Origin of the sequence: Streptacidiphilus albus JL83 (assembly GCF_000744705.1) — a bacterium.
In the GTDB taxonomy this organism is placed as follows: Bacteria; Actinomycetota; Actinomycetes; order Streptomycetales; family Streptomycetaceae; genus Streptacidiphilus; species Streptacidiphilus albus.
On record NZ_JQML01000001.1, the window covers coordinates 7,853,501 to 7,877,185 of the forward strand.

A 23,685-nucleotide genomic window follows, 5' to 3' on the forward strand; every position below is an offset into this window, starting at 1 on the left:
TCCCCGCCCCCTGCCGGGGTGTCAGGGCCGGAACGGCAGGGCCGGGACCTCGAAGCAGTCGGTGTCCATGTTCGGCACCTGGGTGACCCAGCCGCCCCTGACGCCGCCCGGAAAGGTCGCCGAGTCCTCCCAGCGGGCCACGTCCAGGCAGGCCCGCTGCTCGCCGGTGGGCGGCGGCTTCGCGGTGAAGTCGGTCGGGATCAGCAGCCCGTGGGCGTCATAGGGCTGGGGGCGCTCCATGAAGGCGTTCACGCAGGCCCGGTCCACCTGGCCGGCCCCGCAGGACAGGGCCGCGTCGGCGAACCACTGGGCCGCCGCCCAGCCCTCCAGCTCCCACTGCGACATCAGCGCGGCCCGCTCCGGGTAGTAGCGCTGCATCGCCGCCCGGAAGGCCGCCACCGCCGGGTACTGGACGTCCTCGTAGTTGCGGCTGTCCGAGGTCACCCACAGCACGTTGCGGCAGCCGGGGACGGCGGCGTAGTCCTGCCGGACCTGTTCGGACCAGTTCTGGTCGTTGGTCACCTTCGCCGCCACGGTCACCCCGTCGGCGGCCATGGCCTGGCACAGCGCGATGTTGCCGGGCGTGTCCAGGGCGTCCATCAGCAGCTGGGCGCCCTGGGACTTCATGTCGGCCGCGACCGCGGCGAAGTCCGGCAGCTCGAAGTCGACCGTCTGGCTCATCACCTGGTAGCCCTCGGCCTTCAGGCCCTGGACCAGCTCGGCCGCGTAGCGGGTGGAGTCCACCTGGTTGTACGAGACGACGGTGGCCCGGCGGAGCCCCAGCTTCTGCCGGAAGTACTGGTAGACCTCGGTGGTCTGGTACTCGGTGCCGTTCCAGCCGACCGAGCCGCCGTCGCGCGGCTCCGAGCTGCCGTAGATCTGGTAGAGGTACGGGTACTGGTCGTAGGCGGTGCTGATCGGCTCGCCGCCGATGTCGGGCACGTGCTGGGCGGCCACGTAGGGCGCGCCGGCGTAGTCCAGCTCGCTGCCGGCCACCAGCGCCACCACGTGGTCCTGGTCGACCAGCTGGTGGACGCAGGTCTGGTTCTCCCCGCCGTCACCGCTGTCGTCGCAGGTGATGACGTGCACCTGGTGGCCGTCCAGGCCGCCGGCGGCGTCCAGGGCGCGGAAGAACGCCTGCGCGCCGTAGAGCGGGCCGCTGAACTCGTTCACGCCCAGCGGGCTGGTCACGGAGGTGATGATGCCGACCGTGACCGGCGCGGCGGCGGGTGCGGCCGGGCCGGTCGTGGAGGCGCTGGAGCCGCCGGAGAAGTCCCGCTCCGGCAGCCTGCTGCCGCAGGCCGCCAGCGGCAGGGCGGCGGCCAGCACCAGCGCGAGCACGGCGACCGGCCCCGCCGCCGGCCCGCGGCGGGGACGGCGACGGCTGCCCGGCTCCGGGAGGCTGCGGCTGCTCAGGAGCATCCGGGGACTGCCGCGCCGCCGCTGTTCAGCTTGACCAGCCCGCACAGGGTCGCGTCGGCGACCTGCCAGACCCCCTTGACCAGCACGGACTTGCCCGCCGAGGCCGGCATCACGATGGATCCGCTCTCGCAGAGGTTGAAGGTGACGTTCGCGGTGGCGGCACCGGTGAAGTCGACCGCGGTCACGCTCACCGTGGCCTTGCTCGCCAGCGGGGTGCTGGCCAGGCTCTGCATCACCGGGACGAAGGCCGTGCCGTTCTGCAGCAGCCCGATCTTGGTGGTGGCGGGCGTGGCCGGGTCGAAGAACTGCTGGTAGGACGTGGACACGGCGGTGGCTGCGCCGAGGGTGTCGGCCGGACCGAGGCCGCTGATCGTCGCGCCGAAGGTGCTGGGACAGCCCGCAGCCACTGCCGTGGTCGCCGGCGCGCCCGACGGGGAGGGCGCCGCGCTGGTCGCGCTCGGCGTGGGGCTGCTGGACGACGGGCTGCTACTGCCGCCGCTGCTGCCGCAGGCCGCGAGCAGCAGCACCGCCGTGACCGCCCCCAGCCCCGCGCCGTGCCGTCGAAGGGTCGAACTCCGCGCTATGGAACCTCTGGCCATGAATCCCGCACCTGCCCTCTCGGAATCAAATCTGACTCACCGTCAGTTCTCACCACGCTAGCGGGTCAACTCCGCTGCGTAACCCGTCCGGTCGGCAATCGATGGCGGAACGTGACCCTCCGCCGGCTCCGGCGGAATCTCCGGCACCATTCGCGGCAGCACCATGGAGCCCGCGCGGCCCCTGTGCTTTGCTGGTGACGACCGCTGCGGCGGCCCGGTCGGCGAGGCCCCTCGGGGTCGGGGAGGCGGGGGACCATGGTGCGGTTACCGCAGGGCTCCGCCCGTCCGGCCGACCTGCTGCGGTCGCTGCGGCCCCGGCTCGGCTGGATCGCCCTGGTCCTCGGCATCGGCCTGCTCTTCCTCGGCTGGTACGGCGTCTCCGGCGAGCGCTACACCGCCCGGCAGCTTCCCTACCTGGCCTCGGCCACGGCGCCCGGCGCCGCCCTGCTGCTGGCCGGCACGGTGCTGCTGGCCCTGGGCCGCCGGACCGGCGGGCCCGACGCCGACCAGCAGCAGATACTCCGTCAACTGGAGATCCTGTACCGGCTGCTGACCGAGGAGGCGGCCCGCGAACCGCTCGCCGCGAAGGAGGGGTCGGGCCTCGGTACGACGGCTGCCCCGGCCCGGGGGCGGCTGCTGGTCGTGCCCGGTGGCGGCACCTACCACCGTCCCGACTGCCTGCTGGTCCAGGGCCGGGACGACCCGCAGCCGGTCGGCCGCACCGCCGTCGCCGCGCGCGGCCTCCGGCCCTGCCCGCTCTGCGACCCCGACCCGGTCGGCCCGGCCGACGCCGACCTCAAGCCCGATCCCGATCCTGATCCCGTCGGTGCGCCCGGGGCCGATCCGGGGTGAGCGCGCCCCTCGCCCTGGAGCTGGTGCCGGCCGGGGTCGCCGTCGGCTCCGCCGCCGCGCTGGCCGGCCTCGGGCTGGTCGTCTGCCACCGGGCGACCGGGGTGCTCAACGTCGCCCAGGGCGCCATCGCCATGGTCACCGCCTACCTGCTCCGGCAGACCGTCGTGGTCTGGCACTGGCCGCGCGCCCTCGCCGCCTGCTGCTGCCTGCTGCTGTTCGCGCCCGGCCTCGGCGTCCTGCTCGACGTCCTGGTCTTCCGCCGGCTGCAACGCCGCCGGGCCGGGCCTGGGGAGGGCCTGGTCGCCGGGATCGGCGTGTTCGTGCTGCTCACCGGCGGCGCGTACCTGCTCTGGGGGCCGGCCGCGCGGACCGACGCCCCCTCCCTGCTGCCGCAGCAGCGGCTCGCCACCGTGGCCGGGATCGACCTGCGCCTCGACACCGTGCTGGAGTTGGGCGCGGTGCTGCTGCTCGCCGCAGGCTGGGGCGCGGTCACCCGCTGGACCGCCTTCGGGACCAGCCTGCGCGCCGTCGTCGACGATCGCCGACTCGCCGAACTCGGCGGTCTGGACGCCGACATGGTCTCCTCGGTCGGCTGGGCCTTCAGCTCCTTCACCGCCGGGGCGGCCGGGGTGCTGCTCGCCCCGAGTCTCCAACTCGACCCCTACGGGCTGCCGTTGCTGGTCATGGAGACGATGGCGGTGGCGATCCTGGCCCGGCTGCGCAGCGTTCCGGTCGCCATCGCCGCCGCGCTGCTGCTCGGCGTGGCCCAGAGCGAACTGACGCAGTTCCACTTCCGGGGCGCGGCCCAGTCCCTGCTCCAGGCCGGGGACGCCGACCTGTTCGTGCTGGCGCTGCTGGCCGCCGTGCTGCTGCCCCGGCTGCTGCCCCCGGCCACCCGCGGCGGCTACGAGCCGGCTCTGGCCTCGGCCCGGCCCCCCGGTCGCGGGCCGCTCCCGGCCGGGCTGCTCGCCCCGCTCCTGCTGTTGCCGCTGGCCTTCCGTGCCGACGACCTGCGCGCGGCGCTCCAGGTCCCGGCGCTGGCCCTGGTGCTGCTCTCGATCGTGGTGGTCACCGGCTACGCCGGACAGATCTCGCTCGGCCAGGCCGGGTACGCCGGCCTGGGCGCGCTGGCCACCGGGCTGTTCGCGGGCGGCGGGATCCCCGGCCTGCCCCGGCTGCCGGTCGCGGCGGCACTGGCCGCCGCCGTCGCGGTGGCCGCCCTGCTCGGCCTGCTGGTCGGCCGCCCCACCGTCCACCGCCGGGGGCTGGCGCTGGCCCTGGCCACCCTGGCCGTCGGCACCGCGCTCAGCCGACTGGTCTTCCAACAGCCCTACGCGGCAAGCGGACTGCTGCTCGACCGGACCGGGCTGCTGGGCGACGACCGGGTCTTCTACGGCCTGGAGCTGCTGCTGCTCGGCGGCTCGCTGCTGCTGGTGCGGGCGCTGCACCGGGGGCGCACCGGACGGGCGTTGGGGGCGGTGCGCGACCACGAGCCCGCCGCCGCGGCCTCCGGCGTGGCCGTCGCCCGGGTCAAGCTGCTGGCCTTCACCGTCGGCGCGGCCCTCGCCGCCCTGGGCGGGGGACTGCTCGGGCTGGGCGTCCAGGCCTTCGACCCGGACAGCTTCGACCCGGTCTACGGCCTGGTCTGGTTCGCCGCCGTGGTGGTGGCGGGGGTCGACAGCGCCCTCGGCGCGGTGCTCGCCGCCGCCGTGCTCACCGCCCTGGACGCCGGCACGCTGCCCGGGGTGTCCACCGCCGTGGTCGGCGCGCTGGCGCTGCTCCAGGGCCGGCTGCCGCAGGCCCTGGGCGTCGAGCCGGAGCTGCCGCCGGAGCCGCGCCCGGCCCCGGCGGTCCGGCTCGGCCCGCTGGGCCGCCGGGTGGCCGGGCGGGTGGCGCGGGCCGCGCAGGCGGCGCGGGCCGAGGGCGGCGGGCCGTGAGCCGCCCGCCGGGGGACCGGCTGACCGCCCGGCGGATCGTCCGCCGCTTCGGCGGCGTCACCGCCGTGGACGAGGCCGACCTGGTCGTCCCGGCCGGGCGGATCACCGCGCTGACCGGCCCCAACGGAGCTGGCAAGAGCACCCTCTTCGACTGCCTCAGCGGCGCGCAGCGCCCCGACTCCGGCCGGATCCTGCTCTCCGGGCGCGACATCACCCGGCTGCCCGAGCACGACCGCGCGCGGCTCGGCCTGGCCCGCACCTTCCAGCAGATCGCCGTGTTCCCCCGGCTCACCGTCGGCGAGAACGTCCGGATCGGCGCCGAGCAGGCCGGACGCCGGGCGCCGGCCGAGGCGGCGCGGGCGACCGGGCGCACCCTCGCCCTGCTCGGCCTGGCCGGGCTGCGCGACCGGCCCGCCGCCGCCCTGCCCGGCGGCGTCCTGCGCCTGGTCGAGCTGGGCCGTGCCCTCGCCGCCGACCCCGGCGTGCTGCTGCTGGACGAACCCGCCGCCGGACTCGACCGGGCCGAGACCGAGCGGCTGGCCCTGCTGCTGCGGGCGCTGGCCGGGAACGGACTGGCGGTGCTGCTGGTCGAGCACGACCGCGAACTGGTCGACCGGATCGCCGACACCGTCTACACCATGGACCGGGGCCGGACCGGCGCGGTCCGGGCCACCGCCGTCGGCGGAGGGCGGTCCGGTGCCGCTTGAGATCAGCCTGGACCGGGCCCGGGCCCGCTACGGACCGCTGGAGGCCCTGCACGGCGTCGACCTGCGCATCCCCTCGGGCCGGCTGACGCTGCTGCTGGGCCGCAACGGCGCCGGGCGCAGCACCGCCCTCCAGGCGCTGGCCGGGACGGTCCCGCTGTCGTCCGGCCGGGTGCTCTGGCACGCCGGGGCGGGCGGTCCGCGCGACATCACCCGGCTGGAGACCTACCGCCGGGCCCGGTTGGGCATCTGCCTGGTCCCGTCCGAGCGGGCGGTCTTCCCCTCGCTCTCGGCGGCGGAGCACCTGTCGCTGCTGGGGCCGCGCGGCCGGGCGGCGGCGGAGGCGCTCTTTCCGGAACTGCTCCCGCTGCTGGACCGCCCGGCCGGCCGGCTCTCCGGCGGTGAGCAGCAACTGCTGGCGCTGGCACGGGCGTTGGCCGGGCCCTCGCGACTGCTGCTGCTGGACGAGCCGGGGCGCGGACTGGCCGGGCCGGTGCTGGACCGGGTCAGGACCGCGCTGGCGGCGGCGGTGGCGGCGGGCCGGACGGTGGTGCTGGCCGAGCAGACGCCGCCGCCCGCGCCGCTGCGCCCGGACCTGGTCTACCGGATCCACCGGGGCGCGGTGGCCTTCGCCGGCGAGCCCGGCACGGAACCGCCGGGGCCGTGACCGGCCCCGCGCACGACAGCGGCGCGGCCGCCCGGATGACCGGGTTGCCGCGCCGCAGTGTCAGTGATCGCCCCGGTGTCAGCCGAGGGTGATGACCTGGCCCGGGAAGATCAGGTCCGGGTTGCCGCCGATGACGGACGAGTTGTCCTGGTACAGGTGCTGCCAGGTGGTGCCGTGGGCGGCCGCGATGGCGCTCAGGGTGTCACCGGACTGCACGGTGTAGCTGCCGGAGGCGGTGGAGCCGGAGACCGGGGCGGAGCCGGTCACGGCCGGGCCGAGGCCGGGGCGCTGGGGGCGGGGTGCTGGGGGCGGCCACCGGGGCGCTGCTGGCGACCGGGGCCGCGTCCGAGCTGCTGTTGCTGCTGTAGCTGTTCGAGCTGTTGCTGCTGCTGTCGCTGCTGCTCGACGAGGAGGACGAGCTGGAGCTGCTGCCCGCGGTGCTCACCTGGGCGGCGGCGCCACCGGCGGTGAGGCCGGCCTGGGGGCCGCAGACCGGCCAGGCGCCGGGGCCCTGGGAGGCGAGGACGGCCTCGGCGACGGTGATCTGCTGGCCCTGGGTGGCCTGGTCCGCCGAGGAGGCGTACGCGGTGCCACCGAAGGCGGCCCAGGTGGACGGGGTGAACTGCAGGCCACCGTAGAAGCCGTTGCCGGTGTTGGCCGCCCAGTTGCCACTGCTCTCGCACTGCGCGACGGCGTCCCAGGTGGAGACCGAGGCGGCGGAGGCGGTGGTGGCGGTGACCAGACCGGCCACGGGGGCGGCGACGACCACACCGGCGATGACGGCCGCACGGATGCGGCTGTTGCGCTTGGCCTTGCCCTCAACGGCAGCGGCGGCGGTGATGGCAGCGTCGTTCTCACGGCGGAAGATCATGAAGTCCCTCTCGACAGCCCCGGCGGGACGTGCGGAAGACGTGCCGGGGCACGTGTCGATCCGCTCGGTCCCGTCTCGTAGGACGGCCGGATCGCGCAGGTGGCGCGGACCGGTCGTCCCGACACCCACCACGCGCCGCCGACCTGTCTGTGACGGCGGCGGGCAGGTGCTCCCGATGCGAACCAGGAGGAGACCTGCGGAGGTGGGCGAACCCGGGTGGTGCTCGTTGCACCGGATGCCGTTGAACGTAGGCAACCTGGGGTGAGCATTCAAATGAATCGGTTTAGCCCCAGCTCAGGCCGCCGTTACCGGTGGTATCGATCACGGATAACAGCCACATAAGGGACATTTACCGGCTATTGCCGATCTTTGAGGCCCCTCCGAGTGTCCTGTGCCACACGGATGTGCTGGTGAGCCCCGCCACACGGTCGACCGGGAGTCACCGGTGACGCACCGCAGGTAGCAAAGGATCAAGCCTTTCCCCGACTGGATCGAGCCCAACCGTGACCCGGACCACACCTGGTCCGTTTGTCATCACGGCTGAGGCAGTCCCGCCCCCGGCCCTCCGCTCCCGCAAACCAAGGAGTCTTCGTGCCGCGCTTGATCGACGTCAGCGACGAGGTACGTGCCGAGATCGGTGACGACGAGGCCGATCGGCTGCTCGCCGGGGCCACCGCTCCCGACCGCTACGACTGCACCTCCTGCCGCGCCCCCGGCGACGTCGGCCTCGACCCGACGGCGACCGTGCTGTTCGTCGGCGAGGAGACCGCCGTGCTGGCCTTCGCCCACTCCCGCTGCATCCCCTCGCAGGTGATCCCGGTCGCCGAGGAACAGCTGCTCGGCGCGGTGGCCAGCATCAACCAGCCCCGCGCCGAGTCCTACGAGCCGCTCGCCCCGGCCCCGGCCGCGGTGCCCGGCCAGGAGCCCGCCGCGGCGGTCCTCGGCGTCACCTGCGGCCTGGTGCTGTGCAAGTACGGGCCGCACGCCGGTGCGCCCCGGGCCGCGCTGGTGGTCGAGCCGACCGGACCGGTGGGCCGTCCCGGCAGCAGCTTCGGCCAGGACCACTTCGTCGAGCTGCTCCGCGAGCACGGCTTCGACCAGGTCGCCGACGTCGACCAGCCGCCGGCCGAGCTGCGCGGCTGGTCCGTGCTGATGGCGATGGGCCAGCTGCACGCGGTGCTCCAGCCGGCACAGGGCGGCGGAACCGTCGCCTGGTGGCAGGCGCACCAGCCGCTGCAGGTCACCGACGCCTGGCGGTCCGCCGCCAACCAGCAGGGCGAGGTGGTGATGTACGCGGCTCCGGCCGGCAGCATCGGCCGCCAGCCCCGGGAGGACCTGATGCGGCTGGCGATGGACAGCGCCGCGCAGCGCGGGCTGCTGCTCGGGGCGGTCCTCCCGCTCGCGGGCACCTGAGTCGACCTGGGAATTCGCCCCGGCCGGCCCCGGACCGAAGCGTCCGGGGCCGCATCCCGGCGGGCGGCCGGTCGTTGGCCATGGTGTGCAGACCTACAACTCCTTCCTCCCACCGCGCCGCCCCGTCGAGCAGGAGGTCCCGTACCCGCCGCCGGGTCCGGGCTCCCTCCCCGCGCTCTCGCAGCAGTCCGTGCCGCAGCCGCGGGTGCCCGGCGGACCGGGCCCCTGGGCGGCCGAGGCCGGGGAACCCTCCGCGACGCCGATCTTCGACGCGCTGTACTCCGAGTTCCGGCGGCTGTTCCGGGCCCTGCCCGGGGACCGCAGCGACGAGGAGGACCTCACCTTCACCGGCTTCGGCTACTACGGCAGCGCGACCGGCTACGCCCCCTGGGAGCAGCCCGCCCCGCAGGGCCACGGGTCGTTCTTCGGCGGCGGCTACGGCCGGAGCGGCCGGCACCGGGGCTACCTCTCGCTGCCACCCGGCCAGGGCTGACCGGGCCCCGGCCCCGGGAACGCCGACGGCCCCCGGACACCGTCAGGTCCGAGGGCCGAGCTTCCCGCTGCTTGCTGCCTACTTGCGTCCGCGCTTCTCGCGCACCCGGACGCTGATGGAGATCGGCGTGCCGACGAAGCCGAACTCCTCGCGCAGCCGGCGCTCGATGAAGCGCCGGTAGCCGGCCTCGATGAAGCCCGAGGCGAAGAGCACGAAGCGCGGGGGCTTCACCCCGGCCTGGGTGCCGAACAGGATGCGGGGCTGCTTGCCGCCGCGCACCGGGTGCGGGTGGGCGGCGACGAGCTCGCCGAGGAAGGCGTTCAGCCGCGCGGTCGGGATCCGGGTCTCCCAGCCCTCCAGCGCGGTCTCGATGGCCGGCACCAGCTTCTCCATGTGGCGGCCGGTGAGCGCGGAGACGTTGACCCGGGGCGCCCACTGCACCTGGACCAGGTCCTGCTCGATCTCCCGCTCCAGGTAGTAACGGCGCTCCTCGTCGAGCTGGTCCCACTTGTTGTAGGCCACGACGACGGCGCGGCCGGAGTCCACGGCCATGCTGATGATGCGGGTGTCCTGCTCGGCGAGCGTCTCGCTGGCGTCGATCAGGACGACCGCCACCTCCGCCTTCTCCAGCGCGGCGGAGGTGCGCAGCGAGGCGTAGAAGTCGGCGCCGGCGGTCTGGTGCACCCGGCGGCGGATGCCTGCGGTGTCGATGAACTTCCAGGTCTTGCCACCGAGCTCGATCAGCTCGTCGACCGGGTCGCGGGTGGTCCCGGCCAGCTCGTTGACGACGACCCGGTCCTCCTTGGCCACCTTGTTCAGCAGGCTGGACTTGCCGACGTTGGGACGGCCGATCAGCGCCACCCGGCGCGGGCCGCCCTCCGGGATGCCGCCGAAGACCTGCTCGGGCGCGGGCGGCAGCTTGTCCAGGATGGCGTCCAGCAGGTCGCCGGAGCCGCGGCCGTGCAGCGCGGAGACGCAGTAGGGCTCGCCGAGGCCGAGCGACCACAGCATCGCCGCGTCGGCCTCGCCGGACAGGCCGTCGACCTTGTTGGCGCAGAGCACGACCGGCTTGCCGGACTTGCGGATCAGCTTGACCAGCGCCTCGTCGGTGTCGGTCGAGCCGACGGTGGCGTCCACCACGAACAGCACCGCGTCGGAGTTCTGGATGCCCAGCTCGGCCTGGGCGGCGACCATGGCGTCGAGCCCGAAGACGTCGATCTCCCAGCCGCCGGTGTCGACCAGCTTGAAGCGGCGGCCGTTCCAGGTCGCCTCGTACTCGACCCGGTCGCGGGTGACCCCGGGACGGTCCTCGACGACCGCCTCGCGGCGGCCGATGATCCGGTTCACCAGGGTCGACTTGCCGACGTTGGGGCGTCCGACCACGGCGAGGACCGGCATCGGGCCCTCCAGGGCCAGACTGCCGATCTCCTCCGGGTCGAAGCCCTCCTCGGCCGCGAGCGCCATGAACTCGGCGTAGTCCGCCGCGTCCAGCGCGTCCTCGCCGCCGCTGTTGCCGACGATCTCCTCGTTGCTCATGTGCCCGTGCCAACTCTCGTTCGTGGTCGCCCCGGTGGGGCGCTCAAAGCTCAATGGGGTGGGTCTGCGTCCGCGCCCTGGGGCGCCGGGCGCTCAGGACCGCCGGGACCGGTCCACCGGGACGGCGACCCGACCGTGCACCAGCGCGATGATCCGGTCGACGACCTGCTCCGGCGTCATCTCGCCGGTGTCGACCTCGACCGCGTCGGCGGCCTTGGCCAGCGGCGAGGTCGCCCGCCCGGAGTCGGCGGCGTCGCGGCGCTCGATGTCGAGCAGGATCGCGGTGATCCCCGCCGCGTCGGTGACGCCCAGCTGGGCGGCCCGGCGGGTGGCCCGGATCTCCGCCGAGGCGGTCAGGTAGACCTTGAGGTCCGCCCGCGGGAAGACCACCGTGCCCAGGTCCCGGCCCTCGGCGACGATGCCGACCGGCGCGGCGGCGGCGGAGCCGCGCTGCAGCTCGACCATCCGGGTGCGGACCTCGGGGACGGCCGAGACGGCGCTGACGGCGGCGGTGACCTCGGGGCCCCGGATCGGGCCGGAGACGTCCACCCCGTCCACGGTTATCGTCGGTCCCGCCGCGTCGGTGCCGGAGCGCACCACCGGCTTGCCGGAGGCCACCGCCACCGCGTCGGCGTCCTCGACGTCCACGCCGTTCTCCAGCAGCCAGTAGGTCATCGCCCGGTACATCGCGCCGGTGTCCAGGAAGCTCAGGCCCAGCCGTGCCGCGATCTCCCGGGAGACGGTGGACTTGCCGGTGCCGGCCGGGCCGTCGAGGACGACGACCACGGGGCCGGCCGGCGCCAGGTCGTCGGCGATCGCCGGGGCGTCCGAGCGGTCGGCTGTTTCCACGGTGAACGTCCTTCTCTACGGCTTCTGCACGGCGCGGCGGACATGGGGTCTCCCCCAAGGTTACCGGTCCGAGCGCACCCGCCAGCCCCGGTCGGTCAGGGCGACGGCCAGCGAGGGCGCGGCCGAGGGCGCGACCATCAGCTGGACCAGGCCGGCCTGCTGGCCGGTGGAGTGCTCGATCAGCACGTCCTCGATGTTGACCCCGGCCCTTCCGGCCTCGGCGAACAGCCTGGCCAGCTCGCCCGGCTGGTCGCCGATGAGCACCGCGACCGTCTCGTAGCGGGTCGGCGGAGCCCCGTGCTTGCCGGGGATCCGGGCCCGGCCGGCGTTGCCGCGCCGCAGCACGTCCTCGACGGCGTGGGCGCCCTCGCCGCGCTTGGCCTCGTCGGCGGCCTCCAGCGAGCGCAGCCCGGCGACCGCGCCGCCGAGGTCGGCGGCCAGCTCCTCCAGCACGTCGGCGACCATCCCGGCGTTGGCGCTGAGGATCTCCACCCACATCGCCGGGTTGGAGGCGGCGATCCGGGTGGTGTCGCGGATGCCGGGACCGGCCAGCCGCACCGCGTTCTCCTCCGCCTGCTCCAGCCGGGCGGCGACCAGGCTGGCCAGCACCTGCGGAGTGTGCGAGACCAGGGCCACCGCGCGGTCGTGCGCCCCCGCCTCCATCACCACCGGCACCGCCCCGCAGAGGGCGACCAGCTCCAGCGCGGCGTTGAGGGTGTCGGTGTCGGTCTCCGGCATCGGGGTCAGCACCCAGGTCCGGCCCTCGAACAGGTCGGCCCGCGCGGCCAGCGGCCCGTTGCGCTCCGCCCCGGCCATCGGATGGCTGCCGATGTAGTGGACGGTGTCGCAGCCCAGCGCGGCGATGTCACGGCGCGGTCCGGCCTTGACGCTGGCCACGTCGGTGTACCAGCGGGCCAGGCCCTCCCGCTGGCAGTCGGCCAGGACGGAGGCGATCAGGGCCGGCGGGACGGCGATGATCGCCAGGTCGACCGGGGCGGCCGGCGCGTCCAGGGTGCCGGCCCCGAGCGAGGCGGCCGTCCTGGCGGCGTCCGGGTCCGCGTCCCGCAGATGGACCGTTATTCCGCGCGCGCTGAGCGCGAGCGCGGCGGAGGTACCGATCAGTCCGGTGCCGATGACGGCGGCTGTGCGCATGGCGGCTACGCCCTTCGAAGAGCCTGCGGGTCGGGGTGTGCGGGACCATGATTCCCTATCCGGGCGAACTCCCGGGGTGGTGGCGCGATCCGGCGGTCGCCCGCTGCGGCGGCCGATCGGGTCGGGGCGCAGGCCGACCCGATCAGCGCGGCGGTGCGGAGCCCCCCACGCGCCGCCACAGTAGCCAGCACGACCAGCATGCGGAATCGCCGGTCCATGAACTGAGACGCCCGGGGGCCGGGAGCACGGTCGTGTAGCGTCCCTGGGCGTGAGCGAGAACAGGGCCCCGCAGGGCAGCAGTGCAGAGCAGAACGCCGTGCAGGACCGGGTCTACGTCGGCAAGGCCGGTCCGGACGCCGCGCTGGACCGGGGCTGGCTGCTGGGCCACTTCAAGCCGGAGGGCGACGCCCGGCACAGCGAGGACGTCGAGATCAAGTGGGGCGTCCACCCGCCCGGCGACACCCGCGCCCAGTGGGTCAGCGGCGAGCAGCGGACCGCTCTGCTGGTCCTGATCAGCGGCCGGTTCCGGGTCGAACTCCCGGGCCGCAGCGTGCTGCTGGCCGAGCAGGGCGACTACGTCGTCTGGGGCCGCGGCGTCGACCACTCCTGGATTGCCGAGGAGGAGTCGGTGGTGCTCACCGTCCGCTGGCCCTCCGTCGCGGGCTACGCCGTCCCCTGAGGCGCGGGCCGACCGGGCCCGCGCCGACCGGAGCGGCTACGGGGCGGAGTCGGGGACGTTCGGGTAGAGGTTGTACATCTGCAGCGGGCTCTCCGGCGGACTCTCCCAGTCGGCGCCGCCGGCCAGCCCGAGCTTGTTCTCGGTCTGGTCGGGGCTCACCGTGGCGCAGGTGCCGTTGTTGTTGGCGTACTGGACGCCGGTGCTGGCCAGCGCCGAGGCGGTGTTGACCGGCGGGGCCGAGGGCGTCGAGTGCGGGAAGGCGTCGCCGCTGGTCCAGTCCGCCCCGATGACCAGCGACAGTCCGGCGGAGCCGCCCTGCTTCAGCTCGCCGGAGGGCAGGCCGAGGACCTTCGCCACGGCCTGCGCCTGGGCGGCCTGGCCCGGACCGTAGGTCAGCGAGCTGGTCGGGACGTCGGCGTGCGGATGGCCGGCCGTGCCGGAGCTGAAGCCGTCGCTGATCAGCTCGGCGGCGATGGTGTTCTGCCGGCCGTCGACCTCGGTGCCGTTGTAGACGTCGACGGCGATCGAGGAGAGGGACACCTGCGGGGCCGTGGCGGCCGCGGCGGTGGCCGTCGACGTGGCCCTGCCGGCGCCGCTGGCCGAACCGTTGGCGGCGGTCAGCGACTGGTCGCTCTTGATCGCGTCGAAGAGGTTCTGCGCAGCCGGGTCCACCACCACCGAGGACGAGTCGTCGGGATCCTGGTCGTTCTGCATGGTGGTGAAGGTGATCCGGTCGGTCGGCACCTTGTTCAGGTCGTCGGCCAGATTGATCAGCTTGAGGGGGCTGCCGAGGTCGGGACTGACCGTCAGCGCCTTGGTGGCCGCGTTGGCGATGCTGTACATCGCCCCGACATTGGTGACCGTGCCCGCGCTCTTCAGCTTGTTGGTCATGTCGGTGAAGAAGATGTGGGTCCCGGCGGTACGGCCCTGGTTGTCGCTGCCGTCGCCGAAGCCGTGCCGGGTGCGCAGGAACTCCAGTGCGGACACGCCCTTGAGCTGGTGGTAGCCCTTGGTCAGCTTCAGCCCGGAGTCGATGTCGTACATATTGCTGCTGACGCAGACATTGACGCCGCCCAGCGCGTTGGAGATGGCGACGACCCCGCCGAAGTCGACCACCGCGAAGTCGTCGATGGTGATCCCGGTCAGCTTGTGCACCGCCATCGCGGTGCAGCTGGGACCCCACTGGAGACTGTTCGTGATCTTGCGGTCGAGCCCCGACTCGCTCGCCCCGGTCTTGCTGTCGGTGCAGGCCGGGAGCTGCATCATGGTGTCGCGCGGGATGCTCATCACGGTGATGTTGCTGCGGTCCGCGGAGAGGTGGACGATCATCTCCACGTCCGCGTTGGCGCCGGCGCCGCCGTCGCCGCCGAGCTTGGCGTCCGCGGCGGTGCCCCGGGTGTCCGAGCCGATCAGCAGGACGTTGAGCGGGTACCGGCCGAAGGGGTCCGCCTTCTCCACGCCCACGGCCTTGGCCCGGTTGGCGCCGCTGTACAGCTGCGCGGTGTGGATGTTGCCGTTCAGCTGGAAGTACAGGTAGGTCGCCCCGCCCCCGGCCACCGCCACCACGCCGGCGGTGGCCGCGCCCACGATGGTCAGCACCTTCCGCCGGCGCCGCCGCCGCAGCAGCCGCTCCGCGCTGCGCGGGCCCTCCGCCTCCGGCAGGCGGGGCCGGCCCCGCGCCGTCCGCCGGAGCCGGCCTGCCCCGTCCCGCTGCCCGCCGCCCGCTCATCCGCTCACCTGCGCCCCGGGTATGGACGGCAGCCATTTTCGGTACGACGAACGACGAACGAGGCACAGCATGGGCGACACCCTCCAGGATGCGTCGGCCGCCCGGCCACCGGGCCGGGCGCATACGACCGCGCAACCTCAGCGGACGCGAGCCGATGGCCAAAGGTTGCACCGGGGAAGGACTTTGACTGTCCGTGGAGCAACGGGAACGCGCTGCTCACAGCGGTTGGGCCGGCTTGTCCGCTGATATCCCGGTAGATCGCCACGATTCGGCCGGGTCGGTCCGGGTCGGTCCGGGGCAGTGCGGGGACGGCTCAGCGCAGCAGGAAGCCCCGGATCCGGCGCAGCCCCCAGATCGTGGCCAGGCCGCCCGGGAACGTAGCAGCGGGGACAGATCGCAGCAATGAATCAACAGCCTTGCACAAAATGTTGACCTTGGTGGATTCCCCGGATGCCGGGGGCAGACGGTCCGGAACGACCGGAGGCCCGGTGACGTGGTGTCACCGGGCCTCCGCGGACGTCGTGTCGGATCAGGGCAGCTGCTTCTCCATGGCGGCCCGCCCCTCCTCCGCCAGCCGCCGACGGGCCCACTCCAGGCTGGCCGGGGTCAGGTCGCGTCCGCTCGCCAGCACCAGGTCCTCGGCCGAGACCTCCCCCTCGCTCCCGGTGTGCAGCAGCCGGTCCGGGGTGACCTCGTCCGGCGTGGGCCGGCGCACGGTCTCGCCGTCCGCGCTGCTCGCGCCGTAGCGGCGCTGGAACTTCGCGATCTCGCCCTGGGGGTCGACGGTGCGGGCCCGTCCGGTGTGGAACGGGTGGCTCTCGGCGGAGATCTCCACGTCCACCACCGGGTACGTGTTGCCGTCGTCCCACTCGATGGTCTGCTCGCTGGTCGCGGTGGACCGGGTGAGGAAGGCGTAGCCGGCCGAGCGGTCCCGGAAGACGACCGGGTGGTAGTCGGGATGGCTGTCCTGCTTCATGGCTGGCTCCTCGTCTCGTGCCTGCTGTCTCAAGCCTGCTCGCTGGTGCTGCCTTTGTCGTGCTCGGCGGAGTCGTGCCCGGGGGAGTCGTGCCCGGCGGGGTCGTGCTCGGCGCAGCGGCCGCTGTGGTCGCAGTAGGGCGGGTTCGCGGTCCGGTCGCAGCCGCAGAGCATCGCCCTGGTCGCGCTCTCCGGCCCGTCCGGGGTCTCGATCCGCAGGTCGCCGTGCAGGTGGAGCACGCCGTCCGGGCGCCGGGTGACCCGGGTCGGGACCGGTGGCCGCTCGTCCGGGCCGCCGTCGGTGCGGCGGTAGCGGAGGGCCCCGCTGGGGCAGCGCCGGATCACCTCGGCGACGGCGTCCGGCGGGGCCCCGTCCGGGTCGATCCATGGTCGGCGCTCCGTGTCGAACACCCCGGGCAGTCCGCGGACGCACTCGGCGGCGTGCAGGCACCGGCCGACCTCGTACTCGACGGTGATGCCCCGGCCCGGGTAGCTCCTGGTTCGTTGGTCTGCCATCACGGCCTCCGCTCCTCCGCCCGCTCAGTCCGTGACCTGGCTGCGGTTGGTGTGGAGCAGGTCCTGGTAGTCGGGATGGCGCGCGATCCACGCGGCGTAGAAGGGGCAGACGGCGAGCACCCGGTCCCCGTCGGCACGGGCCCGGTCGAGCGAGGTCCGCACCAGCGCCGAGCCGACGCCCCGGCCCTCGTAGCGCGGGTCGACCTCGGTGTGGACGAAGGCGATCAGCCCGGGGGAGCGGAGGTACTGGGCCAGACCGGCCAGCGCCTCCCCGTAGCGGGCCTGGTACTGGTGGGCGCCGGGGACGTCGGTGACGTCGGGGGGTGCTGCGGTCAACGGTTCCGGCTTTCGCTTCGTCGGGCGGCGGAGTCTGCTCCGCCTCGGTCGCTCCAGCATCTGCCGCACGGCGGCCCGGCGCTACCCCACGGGAACCGGGCGGGTGACGGCGGCCGGTCACGGCGGGGGCAGCAGGTGCCGGGCGGTGGGCTCCTGGTCGGCCAGCCTCCGCGCCCGCTCCAGCAGTTCGACGTCGTAGCCGGTCAACCGCCCGTCGTGCTGCCGCAGATGCTCGGACCAGGAGGCGACCTCGAAGACCTCCACCCAGAGCTCCGGGTCGGCCGAGTCCTGGTACAGCGCCCACCGGTACGCTCTCGGGGGCCAGGTCCAGCGCGAGGGCCGGCTCGGGCCAGGGCGCGACGATGCTGCGGTCCAGAGTGGCGCCCAGGGTCCGCAGCGGCGAGCGGTCGGCGAGTCCGCCATCGGTCGTCCCCCAGGGTGCCGCAGCCCGGTCGCACGGTCGTCCGTGCACCGGAGACGACAGTACGACGGATCGGCGGCTCCGGCCCTGCGAAACGGATCGCTCAGGGGGCCGGCGTCGGCTGCGCGGCCTCCCAGACGAACCCGTCCGGGTCGGTGAAGGGACCGGCGTCGCTGCCGAGCACCAGCCGGTGCGAACCGGTGCCGTCGATCGGGACGCCGGCGTCCTTGGCCAGCGCCTTGCGCCCGTAGAGCGCCAGCTTGACCGCGCTCGACGGGGTGGCGAACTCGACGTACTTGCGGCCGAAGCTCTTGCCGACGGCGAGGCCGCGGTCGACGTAGAACTGCTTGCTCGCGGCCACGTCCGCCGCTCCGATCAGCAGCACGATCTCGTCGAACGCCAGCGAGGCGGGGGCGGTGTCCTTCTTCTTCGACGTCGCGACCTTCCAGATCGCCCCGTCCGGGGCCCGGACCACGCCGCCGTAGCCCCAGAGGGACTTCGCGGCCGGCTTCAGGGCGGTGGCGCCGGCGTCGAGGGCGGCTCCGACCAGGCGGTCGACGTTGCCCGGCTGGGACACCGTGAGCGAGAGCGTGTAGCCGCGGAAGCCGGAGGTCGGCGCCTCCGAGGCCCGCAGGTGCACCCGGTCGCCCAGGCCGAGGGCGGCGTAGAAGTGGGCGGCGGCCGTGGGGTCGGCCACCTCAAGGGTGAGGGTTTCGATGGATGCCATGACGACGACGCTAGGTGCGGTCCGCTGACCGCGCTTCTCCGATCCTGACCGGTTCCGCCCGACCGGTCTTGCGGCGACCCGTCGGTTCGGACAGGCTCGTGCCCATGAGCGCTCAGTTCGGGGACTTCCAGAACGAGATCTACTTCAGTGCCCTGTTCGGCACGCTGCCCACGCTGCCGATGGCCTTCGCCGAACTGGAGCGAAGGGCCGAGTCCGCGCTGCCGCCCTCCGTGTGGTCCTACGTCGCGGGCGGCGCGGGGGACGAGTTCACCCAACGGGCCAATGTCCGGGCGTTCGCGCAGTGGGGGCTGGTGCCCCGGATGCTGGTCGGGGCCGCGCAGCGGGACCTGACCGTGGAGCTGTTCGGGCTGACCCTGCCCTCGCCGCTGTTCCTGTCCCCGATCGGGGTGATCGGGCTGTGCGCCCAGGACGGCCACGGCGATCTCGCCACGGCCAGGGCCGCCGCCCGGCTGGGCGTGCCGATGGTGGCGTCCACGCTCTCGGTCGACCCGCTGGAGGAGGTCGCCAAGGGGTTCGGCGACACCCCCGGCTTCTTCCAGCTCTACACCCCGACCGACCGCGAACTGGCCGAGAGCCTGGTCCGGCGTGCGGAGGCGGCAGGTTTCAAGGGCATCGTGGTCACCCTGGACACCTGGGTCACCGGCTGGCGTCCGCGCGACCTGTCCACCGGCAACTTCCCGCAGCTGCGCGGGCACTGCCTGGCCAACTACTTCACCGACCCGGTGTTCCGCTCGCGGCTGGCGAAGACCCCGGAGGAGGACCAGGGCGCGGCCGTGACGGCCTGGACCCGGATCTTCGGCAACCCGCTGACCTGGGCCGACCTGGACTGGCTGCGCTCGCTGACCAGCCTGCCGCTGATCCTCAAGGGGCTCTGCCACCCGGAGGACGTCCGCCGGGCCAGGGACGGCGGCATCGACGCCGTCTACTGCTCCAACCACGGCGGCCGGCAGGCCAACGGCGGGCTGCCCGCGCTCGACGCCCTGCCCGAGGTGGTGGCCGCCGCCGAGGGCCTGCCGGTGCTCTTCGACTCCGGCGTGCGCTCCGGCGCGGACGCCGCCAAGGCGCTGGCGCTCGGTGCCACCGCCGTCGGCGTCGGCCGCCCCTACGCCTACGGGCTGGCCCTCGGCGGCACTGACGGGCTCGTCCACGTGCTGCGCTCGCTGCTGGCCGAGCTCGACCTGATCATGGCGGTGGACGGCTACCCGACCCTGGCCGACCTCGTCCCGGACGCGCTGCGACGGCTGTCGCCGACGGTCGGCGAGAGCTAGCCGACCCTTCCCCCGAACGGGGGGCTGAGCGAGGAGCACGGGCGATGGGCGGTTCGGTGCCGGGCGAGGTCGCACTGGCGAGCGCGAAGGGGCGCTGGGTACTGGCCACCACCGTGCTCGGTTCGGCGATGGCGATGCTCGACGGCTCGGCCGTCAACATCGCCCTGCCCCGGATCGGGGAGGACCTGCACGCCCCGCTCTCCGCCCTGCAGTGGGCCGTCGACGCCTACCTGCTCACGCTCGCCGGGCTGATCCTGCTCGGCGGCGCGCTCGGCGACCGCTACGGGCGGCGCCGGGTGTTCCTGACCGGCGTGGTCTGGTTCGCCCTGGCCTCGGCGGCCTGCGGGCTCGCGCCCGACGTCGAGGTGCTGGTCGCGGCGCGGGCGCTGCAGGGGGTGGGCGGGGCGCTGCTCGCCCCGGGCTCACTGGCGCTGATCCAGGCGATCTTCCGGGAACAGGACCGCCCGGCGGCGGTCGGGCTGTGGTCCGGGCTCGGCGGCGTGGCCGGGGCGCTCGGCCCGCTGGCCGGGGGCTGGCTGGTCGGCGGCCCCGGCTGGCGCTGGGTCTTCCTGATCAATCTGCCGCTGGCGGCGGTCGTGCTGGCGATCGCCCTGCGCCAGGTGCCGGAGAACCGGGACGAGTCCGCCTCCGGCCGGTTCGACCTGGGCGGCGCGGGGCTGGCCGCGCTGGCGCTCGGCTCGCTGACCGCCGCGCTGACGGCGGCCCCGACCGCGCCGACGCTCGCGGCCTGGGCGGGCGCGGCGGCGGTCGCCGCCGGCGCGGCCTTCGTCCTGACGGAGCGCCGGTCCGCCCGGCCGATGCTGCCGCTGGACCTGTTCGCCTCCCGGCTGTTCACCGTGGTGAACGTGGCCACCGTGCTGATCTACGCGGCCCTGGGCGGCGTGCTCTTCTTCCTGGTGCTGGAACTCCAGGTGGCGGCCGGCTTCCCGCCGCTGGAGGCCGGCCTCAGCACCCTGCCGGTCACCCTGCTGATGCTGCTCTTCTCCCCGGCCGCGGCCCGGCTCGGCCAGCGGATCGGCCCCCGGCTGCCGCTGACGCTGGGCCCGCTGCTGGCCGGGGCCGGGATCCTGCTGATGCTGCGGATCGGTGCCGACGCCTCCTACGCCGCCGACGTCCTGCCGGCCGCGGTGGTGCTGGGCGCCGGGATGACGCTGCTGGTCGCGCCGCTGACCGCGACCGCGCTGGCCGCCGCCGAGGACCGGCGCGCGGGCATCGCCAGCGGCGTCAACAACGCGGCGGCGCGCACCGGCAGCCTGCTCGCGGTGGCGGCGCTGCCGGCCCTGGTCGGGTTGTCCGGCACCGAGTACCAGCGGGCCGCCGTGGTCGACGGGGCGTTCCGGGGCGCGATGGCGATCTGCGCCGGGCTGATGTTCGCGGCGGCGCTGCTGTCCTGGGTCGCGGTGCGGCCGAAAACCTGACCCGGCGACGGCGCGGCCCGGCCGTGGCCTACCGTTGGGCAGTGACCACAGTCGACACGGCCGCGCCGCGGACCACAGCCCCGGACCGCCCCGCCCCAGGGACCGCGCCGCTGATCCGGCGAATACTCCCGGCCGTGGCCGGCTACCTCGCCGTCCGGGCCGTGGGCCTGCTGCTGTTGCTGGCCTACGGACGCGGCCACCACCACTCGACCCTCGCCCGGCTGGCCGTCGCCTGGGACGGCGGCTGGTACGTCCGGATCGCGCAGACCGGCTACCGGGTCTCCAACGGCCTGATCGGGCAGCACGGCATCCCCTACTCGCCGCGCGCCTTCTTCCCGCTCTACCCCTGGCTCGCCCGGCTGCTCGGCCATCAACTGTCGGTCGGGGCCGGCACCGCACTGGTGGTCGTCTCCGGCGCGGCCGGGGTCGCCGCCGCCGCCGGGATCTACGCCTGCGCCGCGCACTGCTGCGGCCACCGGGTCGGAGTGGTCGCCGCCGTGCTCTGGGGCGTGCTGCCGCTCGCCGCGATCGAGAACCTGGCCTACTCCGAGGCCCTGTTCACCGCCTTCGCGGCCTGGGCGCTGTACGCGGTGCTGAGCGGACGCTGGCTCTGGGCCGGGACGCTGACCGTGCTCGCCGGGCTGACCCGGCCCACCGCGATGGCGCTCACCGGCGCCGTGGTCCTGGCCGCGCTGCTCGAACTGCGCCGGTGGCACCGCAGCGACCCGCTGCCCTGGCGACCGCTGGCCGGGGCGCTGCTGGCACCGCTGGGCTGGGTCGGCTACATGCTGTGGACGGACTGGGTCGTCGGCTCGCCCATGGGCTACTTCCACATCCAGGACGCCTGGGGCTCCAGCTTCGACGCCGGGATCTCGACCGTCGCCTGGTACGTCGGCCTGGTCTTCGTCCACCGCTCCTGGTCCGGGCTGGTGACCGGGCTGACGGCGATCGCCTACGTCTGGCTCTTCCGGGAGGCGCTGCGCCGCCGTCAGCCACCGGCCCTGCTGGCCTTCAGCGCCGGGCTGCTGGTGCTCGACCTCGGCAACTCCTCCGCCCACCCGCCGCTGGCCCGCTTCCTGCTGCCCGCCTTCGCCCTGCTCTTCCCGCTGGCGGAGCGGATCGCGGCGCTGCCGGTCCGGCGCCGGACCGCCCTGCTGACCTGCGCCACGCTGCTCTCGGGCGGCTACGGCGTCTTCGTGGTCTTCCTCGGCGCGGCCCCCTCGTAGCCCGCTGGTCCGAATCTGTTGCGTCAGGCACAGTTCTCCGTACGAACACTTGCGTGTCATGCGCATGATGTAACGTGCCGGGTGCTGTTCACCGCATTGCTCCCCTCCTGCACCAGCCCGTCAAACCCGCTGTCCGAGACAAAGGAGTGTCTGTGGTCGGGGACGGCATAGAACCGGGCGACATCGGCTTCAGTACCGGCAAGGGCCTGCTCGGCCGACTGATCACCGTCGGGACGGAGTCCGTGTACAGCCACACCTGGGTGTACCACTCGCGGAACGAGGACGGGTCGTGGAACACCGTCGAGGCCCAGCCGATCCTCAACCGGGCGGAGGACGGCGTCCGTTGGCGTGTACGAACTGAGCCGCCGTCAAAAACGCTGCGGCTGTGGCGGAACGAGGACGAACGGGAGCGGCTGCTGGCCGAGTCCGAGCGGCTGGCGGAGGCCGAGTTCCCGTACAACTGGTCCGAGGTCCTGCGGATGGCGCTGCACGTCTTCGGGATCACCGTCCAGCGCAGCGGCGATCCGGACGCCATGATCTGCTCGCAGCACGTCGCCCTGGCCCTGTTCGCGGCGCGGCAGGACATGGCCGACCGGTTCGGCATGGCGGCCTACGACGTCTGGCCCGGGCGGCTCGCCGAGACCGGCGAGCGCATCGCCCGGGACGACCGGGCCCGCGAACTGGTGGGCTCAGCGAGCTGACCCGCGTACGTCCTCGGCCTCCTCGACCGGCGGCACCCGCTCCGCGACCGGATCCGCCGCCCCCGCCTCTGCCGGCTCCGGCTGCCGCCGCCGTTCGGTGCTGACGACCACGCACACCCCCGCCACGACGATCCCGCCGCCGACCGCGATCGGCCAGCTCACCGGCTCGGCCAGGACCAGCCAGCCCAGCGCCACCGCCACCACCGGGTTGACGTAGGCGTAGGTGGAGACCAGCGAGAGCGGCGCGTTCTGCAGCAGCCAGGCGTAGGCGGAGAAGGCCACCACCGAGCCGAAGACCACCAGGTAGCCCAGGGCCAGCCAGGATTCGAGGCCGACCGAGGCCAGGTGCACCCGGTGCTGCTCGCCGCGTGCGAACCCCAGCAGCAGGTCCCCGATCCCGCCGGCCAGCATCTCGTAGGCGCTGGCGACGAACGGGTCGGCCGGCATCGGCAGCCGGGCCGAGGCGAAGGAGCCCAGCGACCAGAGCAGCGCGGCGGCCATCACCAGCAGCAGTCCGCCGAGCCGGACGCTGCCGGTGATCCCGGGCACGCTCAGCACGACCAGCCCGGCGAAGCCGATCAGCACGCCGAGGACTGTGGTCCGGCGCGGCCGGTCGCCGGAGACCGCGCGCAGCACCGCCACCCACAGCGGCACGGCGGCGACCAGCAGTGCGGTCAGCCCGGAGGGGACCTCCGTCTCCGCCAGCACCACCAGCCCGTTGCCGCCGACCAGCAGCAGCAGTCCGACCAGGGCGCAGGAGGCCAGCTGCCGCCGGGTGATCCGCAGCGACCGCGGTCCTCGGCGCAGCGCGAAGAAGGCGCCCAGCAGCAGTGTGGCGATCAGGAACCGGGTGGCGGCGGCGAGGAACGGCGGAGCGGTCCGGTCCATGATCCTGATGCCGAGGTAGGTCGAGCCCCACACCACGTAGACCAGCCCGAGGGCCGTCCAGGCCGTCGCACCGAACTGCCCGGCCCGGGCCGTGCTCCGCTCCGTCACTACCGACTCCGCTCCATGCTGCTGTACCCGTATTCGTTGCACCAGCCAACCGCACGGGGACTGCCGATGCCAGAGCAGATACCGACAACCTTGCCGGACCGGCCGACGGCTGCGGGAAGCGTTTACTTCAAGAAGTGAACGGATTGGTCGGCGTGG

General features: G+C 74.1%; 24 protein-coding genes and 1 pseudogene. 11 read left to right on the forward strand and 14 right to left on the reverse strand.

Annotated elements, in window-relative coordinates; translation table 11 throughout:
• Nucleotides 1-21 precede the first annotated feature (21 nt).
• Nucleotides 22-1,422 carry an ABC transporter substrate-binding protein gene (locus BS75_RS34045; protein ID WP_081982903.1) on the reverse strand — a complete coding sequence of 467 codons (1,401 nt, stop codon included), beginning with the start codon at nucleotides 1,420-1,422 and terminating at the stop codon, nucleotides 22-24.
• A complete protein-coding gene (locus BS75_RS34050) occupies nucleotides 1,413-2,021 on the reverse strand; it encodes a hypothetical protein (protein ID WP_152646350.1) in 609 nt (202 codons plus the stop codon). Before BS75_RS34050 ends, BS75_RS34045 begins: the two co-directional genes overlap by 10 nt.
• 255 nt (nucleotides 2,022-2,276) lie before the next feature.
• Between BS75_RS34050 and BS75_RS34055 the strand changes: the two genes are divergently transcribed.
• The 4 genes from BS75_RS34055 to BS75_RS34065 are packed head-to-tail and all read left to right on the forward strand — an operon-like array spanning nucleotide 2,277 to nucleotide 6,181.
• Nucleotides 2,277-2,873, forward strand: a complete 597-nt coding sequence (locus BS75_RS34055) for a hypothetical protein (RefSeq protein WP_042440847.1) — start codon at nucleotides 2,277-2,279, stop codon at nucleotides 2,871-2,873.
• Complete coding sequence (locus tag BS75_RS43625; RefSeq protein WP_331281456.1) at nucleotides 2,870-4,810, forward strand: ABC transporter permease subunit; 1,941 nt, start codon at nucleotides 2,870-2,872, stop codon at nucleotides 4,808-4,810. The genes BS75_RS34055 and BS75_RS43625 overlap by 4 nt, the downstream gene beginning before the upstream one ends.
• Entirely contained in the window at nucleotides 4,807-5,517 is a 711-nt protein-coding gene (locus tag BS75_RS52000) for an ABC transporter ATP-binding protein (RefSeq protein ID WP_331281457.1), read from the forward strand. The genes BS75_RS43625 and BS75_RS52000 overlap by 4 nt, the downstream gene beginning before the upstream one ends.
• Complete coding sequence (locus BS75_RS34065; protein ID WP_034090971.1) at nucleotides 5,507-6,181, forward strand: ATP-binding cassette domain-containing protein; 675 nt, start codon at nucleotides 5,507-5,509, stop codon at nucleotides 6,179-6,181. The genes BS75_RS52000 and BS75_RS34065 overlap by 11 nt, the downstream gene beginning before the upstream one ends.
• A gap of 78 nt (nucleotides 6,182-6,259) precedes the next feature.
• On the opposite strand, the gene BS75_RS49630 is transcribed toward BS75_RS34065, so the two are convergent.
• Both BS75_RS49630 and BS75_RS51700 read right to left on the reverse strand, forming a co-directional pair.
• Nucleotides 6,260-6,397, reverse strand: a complete 138-nt coding sequence (locus BS75_RS49630; protein WP_197091987.1) for a LysM peptidoglycan-binding domain-containing protein — start codon at nucleotides 6,395-6,397, stop codon at nucleotides 6,260-6,262.
• Entirely contained in the window at nucleotides 6,384-7,052 is a 669-nt protein-coding gene (locus BS75_RS51700; RefSeq protein ID WP_052070059.1) for a transglycosylase family protein, read from the reverse strand. Before BS75_RS51700 ends, BS75_RS49630 begins: the two co-directional genes overlap by 14 nt.
• Nucleotides 7,053-7,643: 591 nt before the next feature.
• On the opposite strand from BS75_RS51700, the gene BS75_RS34080 reads away from it, so the two are divergent.
• Both BS75_RS34080 and BS75_RS34085 read left to right on the forward strand, forming a co-directional pair.
• Complete coding sequence (locus BS75_RS34080; RefSeq protein WP_034090973.1) at nucleotides 7,644-8,465, forward strand: hypothetical protein; 822 nt, start codon at nucleotides 7,644-7,646, stop codon at nucleotides 8,463-8,465.
• An 85-nt stretch (nucleotides 8,466-8,550) separates the two neighbouring features.
• Nucleotides 8,551-8,958, forward strand: coding sequence for a hypothetical protein (locus BS75_RS34085; protein WP_408022570.1), 408 nt, complete (start codon nucleotides 8,551-8,553; stop codon nucleotides 8,956-8,958).
• Between the two features lie 78 nt (nucleotides 8,959-9,036).
• Here the strand turns inward: BS75_RS34085 and der are convergent, their stop codons facing one another.
• The 3 genes from der to BS75_RS34100 form a co-directional block, all read right to left on the reverse strand.
• The gene (gene der, locus BS75_RS34090; RefSeq protein ID WP_034090974.1) at nucleotides 9,037-10,494 is read right to left on the reverse strand and encodes a ribosome biogenesis GTPase Der; all 1,458 of its coding nucleotides are present in this window, start codon (nucleotides 10,492-10,494) and stop codon (nucleotides 9,037-9,039) included.
• A gap of 93 nt (nucleotides 10,495-10,587) precedes the next feature.
• Nucleotides 10,588-11,343: a (d)CMP kinase gene (gene cmk / locus BS75_RS34095; RefSeq protein WP_231607974.1), complete on the reverse strand. Its 756-nt coding sequence runs from the start codon at nucleotides 11,341-11,343 to the stop codon at nucleotides 10,588-10,590.
• 60 nt (nucleotides 11,344-11,403) lie between these two features.
• Entirely contained in the window at nucleotides 11,404-12,495 is a 1,092-nt protein-coding gene (locus BS75_RS34100; RefSeq protein WP_034090975.1) for a prephenate dehydrogenase, read from the reverse strand.
• Nucleotides 12,496-12,811: 316 nt separating this feature from the next.
• Between BS75_RS34100 and BS75_RS34105 the strand changes: the two genes are divergently transcribed.
• Nucleotides 12,812-13,174 (forward strand): cupin domain-containing protein, encoded by a 363-nt coding sequence (locus BS75_RS34105; RefSeq protein ID WP_034094345.1) that lies wholly within the window; start codon nucleotides 12,812-12,814, stop codon nucleotides 13,172-13,174.
• A 36-nt stretch (nucleotides 13,175-13,210) separates the two neighbouring features.
• Here the strand turns inward: BS75_RS34105 and BS75_RS34110 are convergent, their stop codons facing one another.
• The 6 genes and pseudogenes from BS75_RS34110 to BS75_RS34130 form a co-directional block, all read right to left on the reverse strand.
• Nucleotides 13,211-14,761, reverse strand: coding sequence for an LCP family protein (locus BS75_RS34110; RefSeq protein ID WP_231607975.1), 1,551 nt, complete (start codon nucleotides 14,759-14,761; stop codon nucleotides 13,211-13,213).
• An 860-nt stretch (nucleotides 14,762-15,621) separates the two neighbouring features.
• Nucleotides 15,622-15,879 (reverse strand): annotated as a pseudogene (locus tag BS75_RS50960) (type B 50S ribosomal protein L31); the annotation flags it as partial.
• Between the two features lie 29 nt (nucleotides 15,880-15,908).
• Nucleotides 15,909-16,394: a (4Fe-4S)-binding protein gene (locus BS75_RS34120; protein WP_063771621.1), complete on the reverse strand. Its 486-nt coding sequence runs from the start codon at nucleotides 16,392-16,394 to the stop codon at nucleotides 15,909-15,911.
• Between the two features lie 24 nt (nucleotides 16,395-16,418).
• Nucleotides 16,419-16,790, reverse strand: a complete 372-nt coding sequence (locus tag BS75_RS34125) for a GNAT family N-acetyltransferase (RefSeq protein ID WP_081983432.1) — start codon at nucleotides 16,788-16,790, stop codon at nucleotides 16,419-16,421.
• Between the two features lie 57 nt (nucleotides 16,791-16,847).
• Nucleotides 16,848-16,994: an MFS transporter gene (locus BS75_RS50965; RefSeq protein WP_231607976.1), complete on the reverse strand. Its 147-nt coding sequence runs from the start codon at nucleotides 16,992-16,994 to the stop codon at nucleotides 16,848-16,850.
• A 260-nt stretch (nucleotides 16,995-17,254) separates the two neighbouring features.
• Nucleotides 17,255-17,878, reverse strand: coding sequence for a VOC family protein (locus BS75_RS34130; RefSeq protein WP_034090978.1), 624 nt, complete (start codon nucleotides 17,876-17,878; stop codon nucleotides 17,255-17,257).
• Between the two features lie 104 nt (nucleotides 17,879-17,982).
• Between BS75_RS34130 and BS75_RS34135 the strand changes: the two genes are divergently transcribed.
• From BS75_RS34135 to BS75_RS34150, 4 genes are all read left to right on the forward strand, one after another.
• Nucleotides 17,983-19,167, forward strand: coding sequence for an alpha-hydroxy-acid oxidizing protein (locus BS75_RS34135; protein WP_034090979.1), 1,185 nt, complete (start codon nucleotides 17,983-17,985; stop codon nucleotides 19,165-19,167).
• Between the two features lie 44 nt (nucleotides 19,168-19,211).
• Nucleotides 19,212-20,606 (forward strand): MFS transporter, encoded by a 1,395-nt coding sequence (locus BS75_RS34140; RefSeq protein WP_052070061.1) that lies wholly within the window; start codon nucleotides 19,212-19,214, stop codon nucleotides 20,604-20,606.
• A 41-nt stretch (nucleotides 20,607-20,647) separates the two neighbouring features.
• Complete coding sequence (locus BS75_RS34145) at nucleotides 20,648-21,832, forward strand: glycosyltransferase family 39 protein (RefSeq protein ID WP_034094349.1); 1,185 nt, start codon at nucleotides 20,648-20,650, stop codon at nucleotides 21,830-21,832.
• Nucleotides 21,833-21,984: 152 nt separating this feature from the next.
• Nucleotides 21,985-22,533 carry a hypothetical protein gene (locus tag BS75_RS34150; RefSeq protein WP_034090980.1) on the forward strand — a complete coding sequence of 183 codons (549 nt, stop codon included), beginning with the start codon at nucleotides 21,985-21,987 and terminating at the stop codon, nucleotides 22,531-22,533.
• Here the strand turns inward: BS75_RS34150 and BS75_RS34155 are convergent.
• The gene (locus BS75_RS34155; RefSeq protein ID WP_042440713.1) at nucleotides 22,522-23,529 is read right to left on the reverse strand and encodes an EamA family transporter; all 1,008 of its coding nucleotides are present in this window, start codon (nucleotides 23,527-23,529) and stop codon (nucleotides 22,522-22,524) included. The genes BS75_RS34150 and BS75_RS34155 overlap by 12 nt on opposite strands.
• Nucleotides 23,530-23,685: the final 156 nt, after the last annotated feature.